Here is a 17,254-nt window from a genome sequence, read left to right as displayed (position 1 = left end):
GCGCACGTCGCCATCAGACCCCGACCTTGGCCTTGCCGGGCTTGGCCTGCAATTCCTCCAGCGTCAGGACGCCGTCATTGTTGGTGTCCATCCGCTTGAAGCGCCAGGCGAGCAGGGCGTCGGCCTCGGTGCGCGACAGCATGCCGTCCTTGTCGGTGTCGAAGCGCTGGAACAGCTTCTGGCCGCGCTTGCCGGCCTTGCCCGACGCCTTTGCGTCGACCTCAGCGTTCTGCTTGCGATAGGCGGCGAACTCGTCGGGCGAGATCTTGCCGTCCTTGTTAGTGTCCAGCCGCGCGAACAGCTTGTCGCCGTTCCTGGCCTGGAACTGCTGCAGGGTCATGCCGTCAGTGGCTGCGGGCGCGGCTTTCGCCGGCGCGTTCTGGGCCAAGGCGGGGCCGGCCAGCGCCAGAACGGCGCCGGCGGCGATCAGGGTGCGTACGATCATCAGTCTCAAGGTCTCCATTGGGGAAGGCCCGTCCCATCAGACTGAACGCGCGACGGCGGGGATTCCGTCGCCAGCTTTTGCGAAACTTAGCCTGGTGCCTTCACGATCGCGCAATAGGCCGCGCGGGCCTCGGCCTTGGCCTTGGCCAGCTTGGGTTTCAGCGATTTGAACTGGCTGACATGGCCCGCCCTGGCCATCAGGGCCTTGAAGGCCTTGGGCTCGGCCTCGGGGTCGCCACCGTCCTCCAGCGCCACCTTGATCAGCTGGGAAAGGTCCTGCTCCAGCCGCCAGGCGGTCTCCAGCCGGGTCAGGGCGCCGGCGTCGGCCAGGCCGGCTTCGCGCAGGGCCGCCAGGGCCTCGCCGGTGTTCTGGCGCAACGGACCGCCCTTGGCCGCGTGGGCCAGCTGCAGGAACTGGGCGGCGAACTCGATATCGACCAGGCCGCCAGGGACCAGCTTCAGATCCCAGTCGCCGTTGCCTGGCCGCTCGCGCTCCATCAGCTCGCGCATCTCGACGACGTCGGCGGCGGTCTTCTTCCAGTCGCGAGGCCGGCGCAGGGCCGCCTCGATCGCCCACTCGGCTCGGACCTTGAAGTCCGGCGAGCTGGCCCAGACCACCCGGGCGCGGGTCAGGGCGAGCAACTCCCAGGTCTCGGCCTCGCGTTCGTAATAGTCCTCGAACGCCGCGAAACTGACCGCGACGGGCCCCTTGGCGCCGGACGGACGCAACTTCATGTCGACCGCATACAGCGTCCCCTCGCCGGTAGGGGCCGACAGGGCCGCGATCATCCGCTGGGTGAAGCGGGCATAGAAGGTGTCGGCGCTCCATTCTCTTGTGGCCGAATGGGCCGCTGGCCCATCGGCGACGTAGAGCGTCATCAGGTCCAGGTCGGACTTGGCCGTCATCTCGCGCGAGCCGGCCTTGCCCAGGGCCACCACCGCCACCTGGCCCGGGAAAGCGCCGCCCAGGCGCTCGGTCTCAGCCAGGGCCGCCGGGGCCAGACCGCCGATGATCAGGTCGCCCAGCTCGGCGAAGGCCCGGCCGATGTCGCGGGCGTCGGCGCTGCCGCTCATCACCCGCACACCGATGCGGAAACTCTGGTCGCGGAACAGCCGCCGGGCCGCGTCCATCGCGCCTTCGAAATCGGTCGGGTCCCAGGGGGCGACTGCAGGAGTCTCGATGGGGCCGAAGAAGCTGGGATCCAGCAGGGCGTCCAACGCCGTGGGCCGCTTGGCCATGGTCGCGGCCAGACGCGGGGCGAAGGCCATGACCTCGACAATCAGCTCGAAAAGGCGCGGCTGTGCCAGGAACAGCGACTGGATCTGCACGCCCGAACTCAGCGATGCGAAGAAGTCGGCGAAGCGGTTGAAGGCCTGGTCCGGCGCGCCCGTGGCGTTGGCCGCGTCCAGCAGGCGCGGGGCCAGGCGGGTGAACAGCTCTCGCCCCCGCTCCGTGCGCGTGGCCGCGATGTGGCCGTGGTGCCAGCCACGGATGGTGGCGGCGACGCGCTCGGGGCTGGAGAAGCCCATGCGCTTCAGCGTGGCCAGGGTTTCCGGATCATCCTCGACGCCGGTGAAGACGAGGGAGCCGAACCGCGAGGACAGCTCTTCCTCCCCCGCGAACAGGCGGCCGTAGCGCTGGTTGACGCCCTTGAGGATCTTGCCGACCGAGGCATCGAAGCTGCGCAGATTGTCCTGGCCCCACAGGGCGGCGACCTTCTTGCGGTCGTTGTCGGACTCTGGAAGCTTGTGGGTCTGGTCGTCGGCGATCATCTGGGCGCGGTGCTCCAGCGCCCGCAGGTCCTGATAGGCCTTGGACAGCCAGCCGGCGTCCTCCAGGGTCACGTGGCCAGCGGTCGCCAGCGCCAGCAGGGCGTCCAGGGTGCGCGGCCCGCGCAGGTCCGGCTGACGGCCGCCGAGGATCAGTTGCTGGGTCTGGACGAAGAACTCGATCTCGCGGATGCCGCCGCGCCCCAGCTTCAGGTCCGCGCCCTTGGCGGTCAGGCGGTCGTCGACCTTGTAGGTGTGGATCTGGCGCTTGATCGAGTGGATGTCGGCGATGGCCGCGAAGTCCAGATTGCGCCGCCAGATGAAGGGCTGCAGCCCTTCCAGGAAGGCCGCGCCCTCCTTGAGGTCGCCCGCCGCGATCCGGGCCTTGATGTGGGCCGCCCGCTCCCAGTTCTGGCCGACGCTCTCGTAGTAGTCCATGGCCGCGTCGACCGGGATGGCCGGGGGGGTCGAGGACGGGTCGGGTCGCAGGCGCAGGTCGATCCGGAAGACATAGCCGTCGGCGGTCCGCTCCTGCAGCACCCGGCCCAGGTGGTTGGCGATCCGCACCGCCACGGCCTGGGGCTCGACGCCGTCGGCCACCTGCAGCTTCTCCGGCGCGTAGAAGATCGAGAAGTCGATGTCGCTGGAATAGTTCAGCTCGAACGCGCCGTGCTTGCCCATGGCGATGCAGAACAGGCCCGGCGCGGGGCCGTCCTCCCCCTCGCCGACGTGGGTCAGGGCGCCGCGATCGACCTCCTGGCGAACCGCCTGGGCTAGGGCGGCCTTCAGGGTGGCGTCGGCGAAGCGGGTCAGAGCGCCGGTCACCTGGTCCAGGTCCCAGACCCCGCCCAGGTCGCACAGTGCGGTCAGCAGGTGCAGGTCGGCCTTCAGCTCGCGCAAGGTCCGCCGCGCGGTCTCGAAATCCGGCTCGGCGGCGACGGCCTCGGCGGCGGCCAGGGTCGCGGCCAGGGTCTCCCCCGGATCGCCGTCCAGGATCATCGGCAGGCGCTTGCCGTCGCGCCGCGCCAGGCTGGCCAGATAGGGCGAGGCGCCGAACACCGGCGCCAGGGCCTCCCAGGCCGCGTCGACGCCGGCCATGGCCTCGCCGGTCCGCTTGGCGATCATCTCATGGGCCCGCTCGGCGGCCTTGGCGTCGAGGATCGGGCCGCAGGGGACGAGGCGGCCAGAAAGCGAGGGGGCAGCAAGGCGAGTCATGCCGGCACCGTGACCCGCCTTTTCCCCAGGAACAAGACTCGCCCTTGACGTTGGAAATTACAGTTGTAACCATTCAACCAGAGGAAACGGCAGGAACCGCTCCGACAATGATCGAGCTCTTCGCCCTCGCCCTGGTCCGGGCCCAGATCGCCGCCGCCGCCGCGGTGCTGCTGGTCGTGCTGCTGCGCCCGTCGGCGCGCCAGCTGTTTGGACCGCGCCGCGCCTATGGCCTGTGGGCCATCGTGCCGGCCGCCGCCGCCGCCGCCTTCTTCCCCAGCCTGGCCGAGACCATGCAGATCGGCGATCCCGCCCGCCCGTGGGGGGCCTTGGCTTCGAAGCTCGTCCTGCTGTGGCTGGCCGGCTGCGCGGTCGCCACCGTTGTTCTGGTGGTGCGCGAACGCCTGTTCCACCGTCGCATAGACCAGGGACAGGCCGGGCCGGCCGTCGTCGGCGCCCTGTGGCCGCGCATTATCCTGCCGTCCGACTTCGCCGAGCGCTTCGACACCCGTGAGCGCGAGATGATCACGCTGCACGAGCGCACCCATATCAATCGCGGCGATCCGATCGCAAACCTGGTCGTCGCCGTGATCGGCGTGCTGGGCTGGTGCAATCCGATGATCTACCTGGCGTCGGGCCTGGTGCGCATCGACCAGGAACTGGCCTGCGACGCCACGGTCGTGGCCCTGCGCTCCGATATCCGCGCCGACTATGCCAAGGCGCTGATGAAGGCCCAGATGAACGCGTCCGTCTCGCCCTTGGCCTGCGGCTGGGCCACCCACCCGCTGATCCTGCGCGTGTCGCTGCTGAACCGCCGCGAGCCCAGCCTGACCCGCGACATCACAGGCTTCCTCACGATGACTTTCCTGGCGCTGGCGGCCATGGGCACGGTGTGGAGCATCGCCCCGCGCGGCCCCAACGCCACCGACCTCAATCCCGGCGTGGTGGCGCGGATGGATCCCTATACCGGCGCGATCATCTGGGTGAAGGTCGAGCGCTGAGCCGCGCCCTAGCCAGGGGAGAACAGCGATGATCGATCTGCTGGTGCTGGCCTTGATGCGCGTGCAGATCGCCGCCGCTGTCGGCGTGCTGGCCGTGCTCCTGCTGCGCCTGCCGGTTCGCTGGCTGCTGGGACCGCGCTTGGCGTATGGCCTGTGGATGCTGGTCCCGACCGCCGCCATCGCCGGCCTGTTTCCCAGTCTCGCCGAGACCACCCGGGCCGGCGTCGCCGCCGAGCCGCTGGGGCCGAGCCTGGCGCTGAAGCTGCTGTTGGCCTGGGCGATGGGGGCGGCGCTCCTCGCTGGCGTCATGATGCTGCAGGAGCGCGCCTTCCGCCGCCGGGCCGAACGGGGCCAGGCCGGTCCCGCCGTCGTGGGCGCCCTGTGGCCCCGCCTGGTGCTGCCGGCCGATTTCGAGTCCCGCTTCAGCGCCCGCGAGCGCGACCTGATCCTGCGGCACGAGCGCACCCACATCCGCCGGGGCGATCCGGTCGCCAACCTCATCGTGGCCGGCTGCCGCGTGGCGGGCTGGTGCAATCCCATGATCCACCTCGGCGCCGCCTTCGTCCGCATCGACCAGGAGCTGGCCTGCGACGCCACAGTGCTGGCCCTGCGCAACGACATCCGCGCCGACTACGCGCGGGCGCTGCTGAAGGTCTCGCGCTTCGGCGTCGCCTCGCCCCTGGCCTGCGGCTGGGGAACCCATCCCCTGGTGCTGCGCGTCGGATTTCTAGGCCGGAGCGAGCCCAGCGTCCGTCGCCAGATCACCGGCTACGTGCTCCTGCCGATCCTCGCGATCGCCACCTTCGTAGGCGTGTGGACCATGGCGCCGCGCGGTTTCGACTCGCTGGCCATGGCCCCCGACGCGCTCTACGTCCCAAGCGCCGAGCACGGCTGGAAGCTGCCCTAGCCTGCCTACTCCACCCGGGGCAGCACCAAGGCCACCCGGAGGCCGGGACCCATGCCGTTGTATTCGCCGGGCCCCTCGGCCAGCTCCAGCCGGCCGCCGTGCGAGACGGCGACGGCGCTGACCAGCGACAGGCCCAGGCCCGCGCCGGGCTCGCTGCGGCTGTTTTCCAGGCGCACGAAGCGCTGGACCACGCGGGGGCGGTCGGCCTCGGGCACGCCGGGGCCGGTGTCGGTGACCGAGAACTCCAGCTCACCGGACGAGGTGCGCCGCGCCCGCAGCATGATCGCTCCGCCCTCGGGCGTATATTTGATGGCGTTGTCGAGGAGGTTGGCCAGCGCCTGGGCCAGGAACTCGCGGTTGCCCTTGATGGTCAGGGCCGGGACGATCTCGGCCTTGAAGTCCAGCCCCTTGTCCTCGCACGCGAATTCGTAGAGCTCGGCCATGTCGCTGGCCAGTTCGGAGGCGTCGAAAACGCGCTGGTCGGGGGCCGAGCCGGCGGCCTGCAGGCGGGCGATGGCCAGCACAGCGTTGAAGGTCTTCAGCACGCCGTCGGCGTCTTGCAGCGCCGTCTCCAGCGCCGCCACCGGGTCGCCCTTGCCGTTCTCGGCGTCGATCAGGGCGACCTCCATCCGGGCGCGCAGGCGAGTCAGCGGCGAGCGCAGGTCGTGGGCGATGGCGTCGCCGGCGTGGCGCAGGCCGCCCATCAGGCGCTCGATCCGGTCGAGCATGTCGTTCAGGCCCTCGGCCAGTTCGTCATACTCGTCGCGCGCGCCGCGGATCTTGGCCCGGGCGTGCAGGTCCCCCGCGCGGACATCGTTGACCACGTCGACCAGCCCCTGCATCGAGCGGCTGACATTGCGGCTGATCAGGACGCCGCCCGACAGGCCCAGCAGAATGACCAGCACCGCGGCGCCCCAGAGGGCCCGGACGATCTTGCGGACATAGGCCTCGGAGGCGTCGACATCGGCCCCGACGAACAGGATCTCGCCGTGGTCCAGCCGCTGCTGCACCCCGCGCGCGGCGGCCTTGACCTCGGCCCCGTCCAGGTCGGTCTCGGTGACCTTGAAGCTGGCCCAGGTCGGGCCGTCGCCGGTGAAGTCGCTGACCGGCGACTCCTCGATCGAGCCCGAGATGCGCTTACCGGCCTTATCGGCCAGGAAATACAGGAACGGCCGCTCGCCCGTCGCCCGCTCGACGATGGTCTGGTTCAGGGCGTCGACGCCGCCCTGGCGATAAGCCGCCTCCAGGCTCTCGAACTCGCGGCTGATCTCGGCCTGCGAGCGGCGGTTCACCTCGCCCGCCGTGGCCACGTAGATATAGCCCAGGAACGCGCTGGCGGCCGCCGCGAACAGGACCAGGAACAGCAGGGTCAGCCGGAACGGCGTGGTGCGGAGAAGGCGCGGCAGACGCATGGGCTTCAGGTCTTTTTGCCGAATTGGGCGGCGAGATCAGGTCGCTCATCGAGAACCCGAAGAATGATCACGTCCTCTCCCTTCACGCGGTACAGCACCGTCCAAGGCTTTACCGACAAGGTCCGAAGCGCCGGTCTCAGGTCCGAGCGATTTCGGCCCAGATTAGGAAACGCCCCTAAGCGCTGAAGTGCATTCTCGATGCGGCTCACTTGAGCCGTCGCTACGTTCAAGCCGTTGTTTTCGGAAATAGCGCTGAAAATCCGATCGAGGTCGCGACCAACTAGTCCGGCCTTCACAACGCGCCCCACCCGTCGATCCCTCATTCAGCCCTTGGCGCTGTGTCTCGCAACACCTTCAGCAATGATTTCGGCGAAGCTTCGTTCGTCGTATTCACCGCGCTCGATCTCGGCCCAAGCCTCATCCACCAGTTGGCCGATGGCCTCGCGATTGCGCTCGAACCACGCGTCCCTCTCGGCTTCGGTCGGGATGGGACCCAGGCCGTCATCGAACGGCTCCAGATCATCGAAATCATCAGCCTCAGGCTTGGCAGGCTTGTTCATGGTCTGATCCTACCACGCCGCCCCGCGATCGCCTACGGATCGAGCCGGTAGCCAGCGCCGCGCACGGTCTGCAGCATGGCCCGGTCGAAGCCCTTGTCGATCTTGCTGCGCAGGCGCGAGATGTGGACGTCGATGACGTTGGTCTGCGGGTCGAAGTGGTATTCCCAGACCTTCTCCAGCAGCATGGTGCGGGTCACCGACTGGCCGGCGTGGCGCATCATGAACTCCAGCAGCTGGAATTCGCGCGGCTGCAGGTCGATCTCCTTGCCCTGGCGATGGACCGTCCGGTTGATCAGGTTCATCTCCAGCTCGCCGACCTTCAGGGTGGTGGCGACAGCGCCGGTCTCGCGGCGGCGCGACAGGGCCTCGACGCGGGCCATCAGCTCGGGGAAGGCGTACGGCTTGACCAGATAGTCGTCGGCGCCGGCCTTCAGGCCCACCACCCGGTCATTGACCTCGCCCAGGGCCGACAGGAACAGCACCGGCGTCTGGTCGCCTTCACGGCGCAGGGTCTCGACGACTTGGACGCCGTCCATCTTCGGCATCATGCGGTCGACGACAAGGACGTCGTAGCCGCCCTTCTGGGCCTCGCCCAGACCAGCCTCGCCGTCGGGCGCGTGCTGCACATCGTAGCCGGCCTCCGTCAGGCCGTGGGCCATGGCGGCGGCGGCCTCCAGGTCGTCCTCGATAATCAGAATACGCATCGTCAGAGCCCCTCATGCGCTCGGGCGGAATGGCGGAACGATCGACGTTCCCCCGATTCCACGCATCGCGCGATAGTTGCTCTTGCAATAGCGGTTTCGGCGAGCGCCGTAACTTAAACCTTGGACAGAAAAAGCCCCGCTCCGGAGATCCGAAGCGGGGCTTTGTCGTCTAGCGGTGCGCCGGCCTTACGGCGCGATCTTCAGCGGCACGAAGACCGGGCGGTTCTGGCGGATCACCTTGACCAGCACGCTGGTCCGGCCGGCCTTCTTCGCCGAGGCCACGGCGTTGTTGACGTCGACGACGCTGGCCACCGCCACGCCGTTGATGTTCGCCAGCACGTCGCCCTTGGCCAGGCCCTTCTCGCCGGCGTCGCTGTCGCCCTTCACGCCGGTGATCAGCAGGCCCTTGATCTCGCTGTCGATCTTGTAGGTCTGGCGCGAGGCCGGATCGATGGGGCCGAGCGTCAGACCCAGAGAGTCGACCTTCTGGGTGACGGGCTTGTCCGGGGTCGGCGCGGCGCCGCCGTCCTTGTCGTCATCGTCGTCGTTCAGGCCCAGGGCGTTCTCGGCCGGACGGGTGCCCGACTTGACGTCGACGACGCGCGTTTTGCCATCGCGGATGATCGACATCTTGATGCTCTCGCCCGGACGGGCCTTGGCCACTTCGCGGGTCAGTTCCGAGCGGTTGGCGATCGTCACGCCGTTGACGCCGGTCAGGATGTCGTCCGGCAGCAGGCCGGCCTTGGCGGCGGGACCGCCCGGGACCAGCTCGGCGACGATCGCGCCCTTCACGTCCTTCAGGCCCAGGGCCTCGGCCGACTCGGCGCTGAAGTCCTGGATGGTGACGCCGATATAGCCGCGCACGACCTTGCCGCCCGAGATCAGCTGCTTGGCGGTGGCTTCGGCGATGTCCGCCGGGATGGCGAAGCCGATGCCGACCGAGCCGCCCGACGGCGAGTAGATGGCGCTGTTGACGCCGATCACCCGGCCATAGATGTCGAAGCTGGGACCGCCCGAGTTGCCCCGGTTAATCGGCGCGTCGATCTGGATGTAGTTGACGAACGACGAGGTGTTGTCGCCCAGGTCGCGGTTGTAGGCCGAGATGATGCCGGCCGTGGCGGTGCCGCCCAGGCCGAACGGGTTGCCGATGGTGATGACCCAGTCGCCGACGCGCGGCTTGGCCTGGTTCTCGAAGTTCACATACGGGAAGTCCGCGCCCTTGGCCTTGGGGTCGATGACCTTGATGACCGCCAGGTCCGTGCCCTCGTCGCGGCCGACCAGGGTGGCCTTCAGTTCGCGGCCGTCCTTCATCACCACCTGGATGTCGTCGGCGTCGGCCACGACGTGGTTGTTGGTGACGATGTAGCCGTCGGCCGAGATGAAGAAGCCCGAACCGGCCGACTGCTGCTTCGGCGTGGCCGGCGAATCGCCGTCCTCACCGTCCTGGCCCTGGCCCGGCTTGCCCTTCTGGCCGCGCGGCACGATGTCGAAACCTTCCAGGCCCGGAATGCGCAGCGCCTGCGGCGAGGCCTTCGAGGTCACGTTGATCTGGACGACCGCGGGCGAGACCTTCTCGAAGATGTCGGCGAACGACATCGGCGCGCCCGGCGGCGGCGCGAACGACGGCGCACCGGCCACGGCGGGACGGGCCACGGGAGCCTCGGCGGCCGCCGTTCCCATGCGCATGCCCACACCAGCCAGAGCGGCGCAAGCCACGCCCGCGCCCGCGATGGCGCCCACAACGAAACCCGACTTCCTAGCGGTCATTCTCTGCTTTCCTCACCCGCGCGTCCTACGCGCGGTCCCTTGTGGATCTGAGAACCTAGTCGTGACGGCGAAAGGTGCAATGGTTCTCGGATTACCTTTGCGTCATTGGACTCGCTTCTTGCGGCTCCATTTCGGCGCAATCGTGTCAATCGTCTTGCAGCAATTTAGCGACGCGGTCCTCTTCGTCCCGCGAAAGCTCTGTCTCGACCGTCTCGCGACGCCGCAGCAAGCCGACCATCAGGACGCCGCCGATCAGCAGCACCCCCACCGGAGCCAGCCACAGCGCGGCGTTGCCGGCCGAAAAGCGCGGCTTCAGCAGCACGAACTCGCCGTAACGCTGCACAAGAAACGCGCGGATCTCGCCATCGCTGCGCCCAGCCTTGACCTGTTCGCGGACAATACGTCGCAGGTCGCCGGCCAGCTGAGCCTCGGAGTCGTCGATCGACTCGTTCTGGCAGACCAGGCAGCGGACTTCCTTGAAGAGGTCGCGGGCGCGGGCTTCCTGCGCCGGATCGGGCAGACGCTCGGTGGGCTCCGACGCACTGCCCATCAGGGCGACGGCGGCGACGGCCACCAGCAGAGCGCGGACGCGGCTCACGACACGACCTCGCCGGCGCGGCGGCCGACGCCCAGGCGTACGCGGCGGTCGGACAGCGACACCACCCCGCCCAGAGCCATGATCAGCGGGCCCAGGAAGATCAGCCGCACCCACGGGTTCACATAGGCGCGCACCAGCCAGGCCGGCTTGCCGCCCTCGCCCGCCCGGCGTTCGCCCAGCACGACATAGATGTCGTCCAGCATGCGCGGGCAGATGGCGACTTCCGAGGTGGTCTGGGAGCCGGTCGGATAGAAACGGCGCTCGGGCTCGGCATGGCAGATCTCATTGCCAGCCTTATTGAGCACCTTCACGATCCCGCGCTCGGCCAGGTAGTTCGGGCCCTCGACCGTGCCGACATCGGTCAGGGTCAGGGTGTAGGCGCCCAGGGCGTGGCTTTCATTGAGGCTCAGCGCCTGGGCGGCCTCGACGCGCCAGGCGGTCTCGAACGAGGCCCCCAGCACGAAGACGCCCAGGCCGGCATGGGCCAGGGTCGTGCCCCAGGCCCCGCGCGGCTGGCCCTTGGCGCGACGGATGCTCTCGGCGGCGGGCGCGCGGAACAGCTTCAGGCGCTCGGCCATCTCCAGCAGCGCGCCGCCCAGCAACCAGAAGCCCAGGGCTAGACCGGCGCTGGCCAGGGCCTTGCGCGGCTGGACGATGCCGTAGGCCACGAGGCCCAGCGCTGCGGCGGCGGCCAGCACGACCCACAGCTTGCGGGCCACGCCGCGCGCATCGCCGCGCTTCCAGGCCAGCAGCGGCCCGGCCGGCAGGACGCAGAACGCCAGGATCATCAGCGGCACGAAGGTCAGGTTGAAGAACGGCGTGCCAACCGAGACAGCCTCGCCGTCCATGGCCTCGCGGATCAGCGGATAAAGCGTGCCCAGCAGCACCACCGCCGTCGCCGTCGACAGCAGGATGTTGTTGAGCACGATGGCGCTCTCACGGCTGACGGGTCTGAACTGGCCGCCGGGGTTCAGGCTGCCGGCGCGCAGGCCGAACAGCAGGAAGCCCGCGCCAGCCGCGACGCCCATCATCATCAGCAGCAGCACGCCGCGCGTCGGGTCGACCGCGAAGGCGTGAACGCTGGTCAGAACGCCAGAGCGCACCAGGAAAGCGCCCAGCATCGAGAAGGTGAAGGCCGCCAGGGCCAGGAACGCCGTCCAGCCCGGCAGCGCGCCGCGCTTCTCGGTGACGATCGCCGAGTGCAGCAGGGCCGCGCCGATCAGCCACGGCATGAAGCTGGCGTTCTCGACCGGATCCCAGAACCACCAGCCGCCCCAGCCCAGCTCGTAATAGGCCCAGAAGGCGCCCAGGGTGATGCCGACGGTCAGCAGGCTCCAGGCCGCCAGGGTCCAGGGCCGCACCCAGCGGGCCCAGGCCGCGTCGATCCGGCCCTCGATCAGCGCCGCCAGCGACAGCGAATAGACCACCGAGAAACCGACATAGCCGCTGTAGAGGAACGGCGGGTGCACGGCCAACGCCCAGTCCTGCAGCAGCGGATTGAGCGACCGCCCCTCGACCGGGACCTCGATCAGACGGGCCAGCGGGTTCGAGGCGAAGACGGTGTAGGCCAGGAACATCACGCCCAGCGCGCCCTGGATGGCGATGGCGTAGGCCCGCAGGCGCGGCGGCAGGCTGTCGCCGAAGAAAGCCATGGCCGCGCCGTACCCGGTCAGCACCAGGCACCACAGCAGCATCGAGCCCTCGTGGCTGCCCCAGGCGCCGGCCACCTTGTAGAGCAGCGGCTTGGCGGTGTGGGAGTTGGCGGCCACGTTGGCCACCGAGAAGTCCGAGACCACGAAGGCGTGGATCAAAGCCGCGAAGGCCACGGCCACGGCGACGAAGGTCGCCACCGCCGCGCCGCGTCCGGCCCCGGCCAGCACCGGCGAACGCCGCGCGCCGCCGACGGCCGAGAGGCCGGTCTGGGCGACCGACAGCATCAGCGACAGGATCAGGGCGAAGGCGCCCAGTTCGACGATCATCCCCTTCTCCCCTTGCGGGAGAAGGTGTCGCGCAGCGACGGATGAGGGGTCGCGCAGGCCTTGCCAGATAGGGCTTTCAACCCCTCATCCGACCTGCTTCGCAGGCCACCTTCTCCCGCAAGGGAAGAAGGAACACGGAGGGCCATCATGGCTTCTGGCTCCCGTAGCTCGGAGCGCCATAGTTCGGAGGCGGCGCGCCCTCGCCGCGCCACTCGCCCTGCTTCTTCAGCGCCTTGGCGACGTCGCGAGGCATGTAGCGCTCGTCGTGCTTGGCCAGCACCTGCTTGGCGACGAAGACGCCGCTTTCATTGAACGTCCCCTCGGCGACGATCCCCTGCCCTTCGCGGAACAGATCGGGCAGGTCGCCGTGATAGCTCACCTTGGCCGTGGCCTTGTGGTCGGCGACCACGAAGTCGACATCGCCGCCGGGATGCTTGACCACGCTGCCGTGCTGGACGAGGCCGCCCAGCTGCACCTTGCGACCGGGCGCGACGTGCGCCTCCTGGGCCTGGGCCGGCGTGTAGAACAGCGAGATGTTGTCGCGCAGGCCGTACAGCGCCAGGCCGACGGCCAGGGCCAGCACGGGCGCCACGGCCAGCAGGATGGTCAGGCGACGACGCGCCTTGCGGGATTTGGGCCAGAAACTCATGGCGTGGTGATCTTCTGCGGAGGCGTGTCGGCGGCCTGGCGCAGGGCCGACAGCACCTTGGGCTGGTCCTTGAAGCGGGCGGTCGCCGAGGCCAGCGCCGCGTCGCGCTTGGCGCTCTCGCCCAGCACGGCATAGGCGCGGACCAGGCGGACCCAGCCGTCAGGATCGTCGGGAGACTGGGCCAGGCGCGCGGCCAGGCCTTCGACCATGCCGGCGATCATGCCCTGCACCTGCGGGTTCTCGTTCGCGGCTTGCTGGTCGCTGGGCAGGCGGCCCGAGGCTTCGACCTGGGCGATCTCCTGGGCGAGCGCCGCGCGGCCCGGGTCGTTGGCCGGCAGGCTGGCTGCGAGGGCGCGCCAGTCGGCGACACCGCCGGCCACGTCGCCGTCGGCGACCTTGCCGCGGCCCAGATAGTAGCGAGCGCGAATGTCGTTCGGCGCGACCCTCAGCGCCTCGCCGAAGGCCAGCTTGGCGTCGGCGCCCACCTGCCCCTTGGACTCCATGACGAAGGTCTCGCCCAGCAGGCTCCAGAGGTCCCCGCGCTTGGGCGCCAGGCGGACGGCCTTGCGCAGAGCGGCCTCGGCGCCGGGCAGGTCGCCGGCGGCGGCGCGGGCCTTGGCCAGGAAGGCCAGGGGTTCGGGATCGGTCGGCCGCTCGGCGGCGACGCCTTCCAGCACAGCGGCGATCTTGGCGGGCTCGAGCGTGGACGGATCGGCGGCTTTCCATTCCGCCACGCGCTTGGCGTAGGGCTGGTCGGCCATCTCGGGCTTGCCCACGGCGACATAGAGGCCGACAGCGGCGACACAGGCCGCGCCGACGGCGATCACCACCGCCTTGCGAGGCGTTGCGCCATCACGCGCCCAGGTCTCGGCCTGGTCGGCGGCGGCCAGCAGGCCTCGCCCGGCCTCGGCGCGGGCGGCCTTGAGTTCGGTCTGCGCCAACAGGCCGTCGATGGCCAGGCGCTCGACCTCGGCCAGACGGCGGCGATGCGGTTCAAGCCGGGCCTGGGCGTCGTCGACGGGCCGGGCGCGCGCCGCGCCCCGCAGCACCAGCCCCGCCGTCGCGGCCGACAGCCCCGCCGCAGCGATCCAGAAAGCGATCATGGCCGCGTGGTAGCGTGTTCCAGCCCCGGCCGTTAGCGGAAAAAGCGCTTAAGTGGGTCCTATCCCCTCTCCGATCTCCCCGGCGAAGGCCGGGGCCCAGATCGAACCCACGAACGATCGAGAGGTGGACGCCGTCGAAAGGCGCGAACACCCAAGACGCTCAGGATGGATCTGGGTCCCGGCCTTCGCCGGGAAGAACGGGGTTTGGGGGCTTGAGCCGCTAAGCCGCGATCGCCGCCGCCGCCCGGCGACGCACGATCTCGGCGGTCTTGTCGTCGCGGGTGTAGGCGATGAAGCCGGCGGCGACGTCCAGGTACTTCACGGCCAGGCCCGAGTCGCCGCCGTCGCCGGTGCGGGCGACGTGCAGGACGTCCTCGATATAGGGGTCGAGACGGCTGTTGAGCTTTTCCAGGACCTTATTGCGCGACGTGCCGTAGCCGGCCTTGTCGGCGCAGGAGCGCAGTTCGGCGATGAAGGCCAGCGCCGACTGGGCGCGGCGGATCAACGCCTCGTCCGGCTCTTCGGTCAGCCGGGCCGCGCCCTTGCTGGCCTTCTTGGACATCATCGAGATCGACCGCAGCGGCAGGGCCGCTTCCAGAACCTTGTCGGCCTGGTCCATCCGGATTTCGCAGGCCTTGGCCATGGCCTGCTTGTGGCGCGCCAGACGCTTGCCCCAAGGGCCGTCCTTGGCGACGTCGACCGACTGCTGAAACTCGACAATCTGCAGCTGGACCTTGTGGGCGGTCTGGGCTGCCGCGCGGCCGACCCGCTCGCCGTCCGAGAAGTTGAAGGTCTCGACCTCGACGATGGCCGCGTCGATCTCGGCGAGAATGCGCTCGCCGAATTCCTTGACCTCGGACGAGGCCAGATAGCGGTCGCTGGGCCGATCCATGACCGCCGAGATCACGCGCAGGATGCGCCAGTCGTCCGGCAGGTGGGCCGACAGGATGTCCAGCAACAGCGGTCCGGCGTCCTCGCTGATCCGGCAGGCGTCGCGGTAGGCCAGGCGCGCGGCGGCGCCGCGCTCGTCCGACATGCGGCTGACCCATTCCGACAGCTTGGGCAGGCACGAGCGGGTGATGGTCGAGAGCTGCAGGCACATGGCCAGCTGCTCGGGATCGCAGATCGACCGAACGCTGTCGAAGGCGGCGTTCTCCGGATCGCGCAGGCCGGTGGCGGCGATCTTGCACAGATCGTCGAACACCTCTGGCACGCCCTGTTCGAGATCCCACGGATTGCACTTGGCGGCGGCGTCTTCGATCCGCGACGGTACCTCGGCCTTCAGCGCCCGCCACAGGCGCGGCAGCGCGGCCGAGGGGAACTGGATCTGGCCTTCGCGGCGCGTGGCGCACAGCGGCACGATCGGAGCCAGGATGTTGTTGCGCACGAAGCGGCTGGCGGTCTCGTCTTCGACCAGGCCCCGCACGGAAGCCAGCGAGCCGGTCGCGCCGGCGCCCGACAGCGCCAGTTCAAGACTGCGCAGGGCCGCGTCCGGAGCGGTTTCCACCAGCGTCCGGATGATCTGCAATTTATGCGCGGCGATGGCGGCCATGGTCCCCCGTGTCGGCGCAACCGATTCCGACAGGCGTCAACCATGTTCGGAACGAGGTTAAGGATTTCCGAAATCGCGTAAAATTCACGCGGACCGCATCCAGATGCCGCGGTTGGAAAGCCTTTATCTACCAGAAGTTTAAGTCACCGGTATCATTGGTGCGACAAAGCCTGCCCCGTAACAATTGAGAACAACCGGAAGTTAGGCTTCAGCCCGCGGCAGATCCAGCGTTACGCGCAATCCGCCCATCGGCGATTCACCAAGCTGCACCGATCCGCCATAGGCCCGGGTCAATTCGTCGACAATCGACAGGCCCAGACCCGACCCCGGGGCGTTTTCGTCCAGCCTCTGCCCCCGCTTGAGGGCCTGGGCGCGCTCCTCTGGCGGCAGGCCCGGACCGTCATCGTCGACGGTCAGCAGCATCCGCGCCTCGCCCGACGGCGTCGCCTCGGCGCGGATCTTGCCCCGGCACCACTTGCCGGCGTTTTCCATGACGTTGCCGGCCAGTTCCATGAAGTCCTGCTTCTCGCCCTGGAAGCAGAGGTCCTCGGGGCAGCGCCAGTCGATCTCGATCCCCCGCCCCTCCGACTTGTCCTGGAAGATCCGCTCCAGGGTGACGGCCAGTTCGTCCAGGATCGGCTCGACCGGCGTGCGTTCGCCCGAGGTCTGGGAGCGGGCGGCGGCGCGGGCCCGGCGCAGATGGTGATCGACCTGCTCGCGCATCGTCTGGGCCTGGCGCTCGACCACCTCGGCCAGTTGGCCCGGCTGCTGGGAGGCCTCGGTCAGCATGACTGACAGCGGCGTCTTCAGGGCGTGGGCCAGGTTGCCGACGTGGGTGCGCTGGCGCTCGACGACTTCCTGGTTATGGGCCAGCAGGGCGTTCAGTTCACGAGACAGCGGCTCCAGCTCCTCGGGATAGTCGTCGGCCAGCCGCTCGGACTTGCCGCGGCGCACCGAGGCCACCTCGCGGCGCAGGCGGAACAAAGGCTGCAGGCCAAAGCGCACCTGCACCACCGTGGCCAGGATCAGGCCGCCGGCCAGGATCGCCAGGGCGATGGCGGTGACCCCGGCGAAGCGGTCGGCGTCGGCGTCGATCGGGGTCCGGTCCTCGGCGGCCAGGAACACCACCGGGTCGGCATAGCCCGGCAGGCGGGCCAGGATGGCGGCCGCCCGCAGCGGCTTGTCCTGCGGGCCGCGCATGTTGAAGTACTGGGTCTGGCCCGGGGCGGCGTCCAGCTGGTCGATCTGCTTGGACGACAGCATCAGGTCGCTGTCGAACAGCGAGCGCGAACGCTCGACCGGCCGCATCGCCCCTTCCGGCGACTTGTCCAGGATCACCCAGTAGCGGCCGGAATAGGCGCGGGTGGCGCGGATGTCGGTCAGCACCGGCGCGCGCAGCTGGCCCTCCTCGACAGTCGAGCCGGCATAGAGGTCGTCGGTCAGCACGGCCAGAGACTGGTCGAAGCGCCGGATGGCGGCGCTGCGGAACTGGGCGGTCAGGAACACCCCGGCGATCAGCACGACCAGCAGGGTCCAGATCCCGGCGATCAGGACCAGGCGGCGGACCAGCGAGCGACGGCGCAGGTCCAGCAAAGG

General features: G+C 69.3%; 15 protein-coding genes and 1 pseudogene. 3 read left to right on the top strand and 13 right to left on the bottom strand.

Annotation, left to right across the window (positions count from 1 at the left end; translation table 11 throughout):
- Positions 1-13 precede the first annotated feature (13 nt).
- Both CSW62_RS04945 and CSW62_RS04940 read right to left on the bottom strand, forming a co-directional pair.
- Entirely contained in the window at positions 14-445 is a 432-nt protein-coding gene (locus CSW62_RS04945) for an EF-hand domain-containing protein (RefSeq protein ID WP_099576063.1), read from the bottom strand.
- An 86-nt stretch (positions 446-531) separates the two neighbouring features.
- Entirely contained in the window at positions 532-3,429 is a 2,898-nt protein-coding gene (locus CSW62_RS04940; RefSeq protein WP_099576062.1) for a bifunctional [glutamine synthetase] adenylyltransferase/[glutamine synthetase]-adenylyl-L-tyrosine phosphorylase, read from the bottom strand.
- Positions 3,430-3,536: 107 nt separating this feature from the next.
- On the opposite strand from CSW62_RS04940, the gene CSW62_RS04935 reads away from it, so the two are divergent.
- Positions 3,537-4,427, top strand: a complete 891-nt coding sequence (locus tag CSW62_RS04935) for a M56 family metallopeptidase (protein ID WP_099576061.1) — start codon at positions 3,537-3,539, stop codon at positions 4,425-4,427.
- A 28-nt stretch (positions 4,428-4,455) separates the two neighbouring features.
- Positions 4,456-5,334: a M56 family metallopeptidase gene (locus tag CSW62_RS04930; protein WP_099576060.1), complete on the top strand. Its 879-nt coding sequence runs from the start codon at positions 4,456-4,458 to the stop codon at positions 5,332-5,334.
- A gap of 5 nt (positions 5,335-5,339) precedes the next feature.
- Here CSW62_RS04930 and uczS read toward each other — a convergent pair whose 3' ends face one another.
- The 7 genes from uczS to CSW62_RS04895 all read right to left on the bottom strand — a co-directional run bounded on the left by uczS (position 5,340) and on the right by CSW62_RS04895 (position 12,354).
- Positions 5,340-6,746, bottom strand: coding sequence for a two-component system sensor histidine kinase UczS (uczS, locus tag CSW62_RS04925; RefSeq protein WP_099576059.1), 1,407 nt, complete (start codon positions 6,744-6,746; stop codon positions 5,340-5,342).
- 5 nt (positions 6,747-6,751) lie between these two features.
- The gene (locus CSW62_RS04920) at positions 6,752-7,054 is read right to left on the bottom strand and encodes a type II toxin-antitoxin system RelE/ParE family toxin (protein ID WP_099582178.1); all 303 of its coding nucleotides are present in this window, start codon (positions 7,052-7,054) and stop codon (positions 6,752-6,754) included.
- A 15-nt stretch (positions 7,055-7,069) separates the two neighbouring features.
- Positions 7,070-7,306: a hypothetical protein gene (locus tag CSW62_RS04915; protein ID WP_099576058.1), complete on the bottom strand. Its 237-nt coding sequence runs from the start codon at positions 7,304-7,306 to the stop codon at positions 7,070-7,072.
- A gap of 32 nt (positions 7,307-7,338) precedes the next feature.
- Positions 7,339-8,010 carry a two-component system response regulator UczR gene (gene uczR, locus CSW62_RS04910; protein ID WP_099576057.1) on the bottom strand — a complete coding sequence of 224 codons (672 nt, stop codon included), beginning with the start codon at positions 8,008-8,010 and terminating at the stop codon, positions 7,339-7,341.
- Positions 8,011-8,196: 186 nt separating this feature from the next.
- Positions 8,197-9,777, bottom strand: a complete 1,581-nt coding sequence (locus CSW62_RS04905) for a Do family serine endopeptidase (protein ID WP_099576056.1) — start codon at positions 9,775-9,777, stop codon at positions 8,197-8,199.
- 145 nt (positions 9,778-9,922) lie between these two features.
- A complete protein-coding gene (locus tag CSW62_RS04900; protein ID WP_099576055.1) occupies positions 9,923-10,375 on the bottom strand; it encodes a cytochrome c-type biogenesis protein in 453 nt (150 codons plus the stop codon).
- Entirely contained in the window at positions 10,372-12,354 is a 1,983-nt protein-coding gene (locus tag CSW62_RS04895; RefSeq protein WP_099576054.1) for a heme lyase CcmF/NrfE family subunit, read from the bottom strand. Before CSW62_RS04895 ends, CSW62_RS04900 begins: the two co-directional genes overlap by 4 nt.
- Positions 12,355-12,366: 12 nt before the next feature.
- Between CSW62_RS04895 and CSW62_RS27395 the strand changes: the two are divergent.
- Positions 12,367-12,486 (top strand): annotated as a pseudogene (locus CSW62_RS27395) (hypothetical protein); the annotation flags it as partial.
- Between the two features lie 13 nt (positions 12,487-12,499).
- Here CSW62_RS27395 and ccmE read toward each other — a convergent pair.
- The 4 genes from ccmE to CSW62_RS04875 all read right to left on the bottom strand — a co-directional run bounded on the left by ccmE (position 12,500) and on the right by CSW62_RS04875 (position 17,251).
- On the bottom strand, positions 12,500-13,003 hold the full coding sequence (gene ccmE / locus CSW62_RS04890; RefSeq protein WP_099576053.1) for a cytochrome c maturation protein CcmE: 504 nt from the start codon (positions 13,001-13,003) through the stop codon (positions 12,500-12,502).
- A complete protein-coding gene (gene ccmI / locus CSW62_RS04885; RefSeq protein ID WP_099576052.1) occupies positions 13,000-14,106 on the bottom strand; it encodes a c-type cytochrome biogenesis protein CcmI in 1,107 nt (368 codons plus the stop codon). Before ccmI ends, ccmE begins: the two co-directional genes overlap by 4 nt.
- Positions 14,107-14,326: 220 nt before the next feature.
- Complete coding sequence (locus tag CSW62_RS04880) at positions 14,327-15,658, bottom strand: hypothetical protein (protein WP_199170517.1); 1,332 nt, start codon at positions 15,656-15,658, stop codon at positions 14,327-14,329.
- Between the two features lie 201 nt (positions 15,659-15,859).
- A complete protein-coding gene (locus CSW62_RS04875) occupies positions 15,860-17,251 on the bottom strand; it encodes an ATP-binding protein (RefSeq protein ID WP_099576051.1) in 1,392 nt (463 codons plus the stop codon).
- Positions 17,252-17,254 lie beyond the last annotated feature (3 nt).

It is taken from the genome of Caulobacter sp. FWC2, from assembly GCF_002742625.1.
Taxonomy (GTDB): Bacteria; Pseudomonadota; Alphaproteobacteria; order Caulobacterales; family Caulobacteraceae; genus Caulobacter.
Note: the sequence above shows the minus strand (reverse complement) of the source record. Positions and strands in the feature narration are given on the sequence as shown.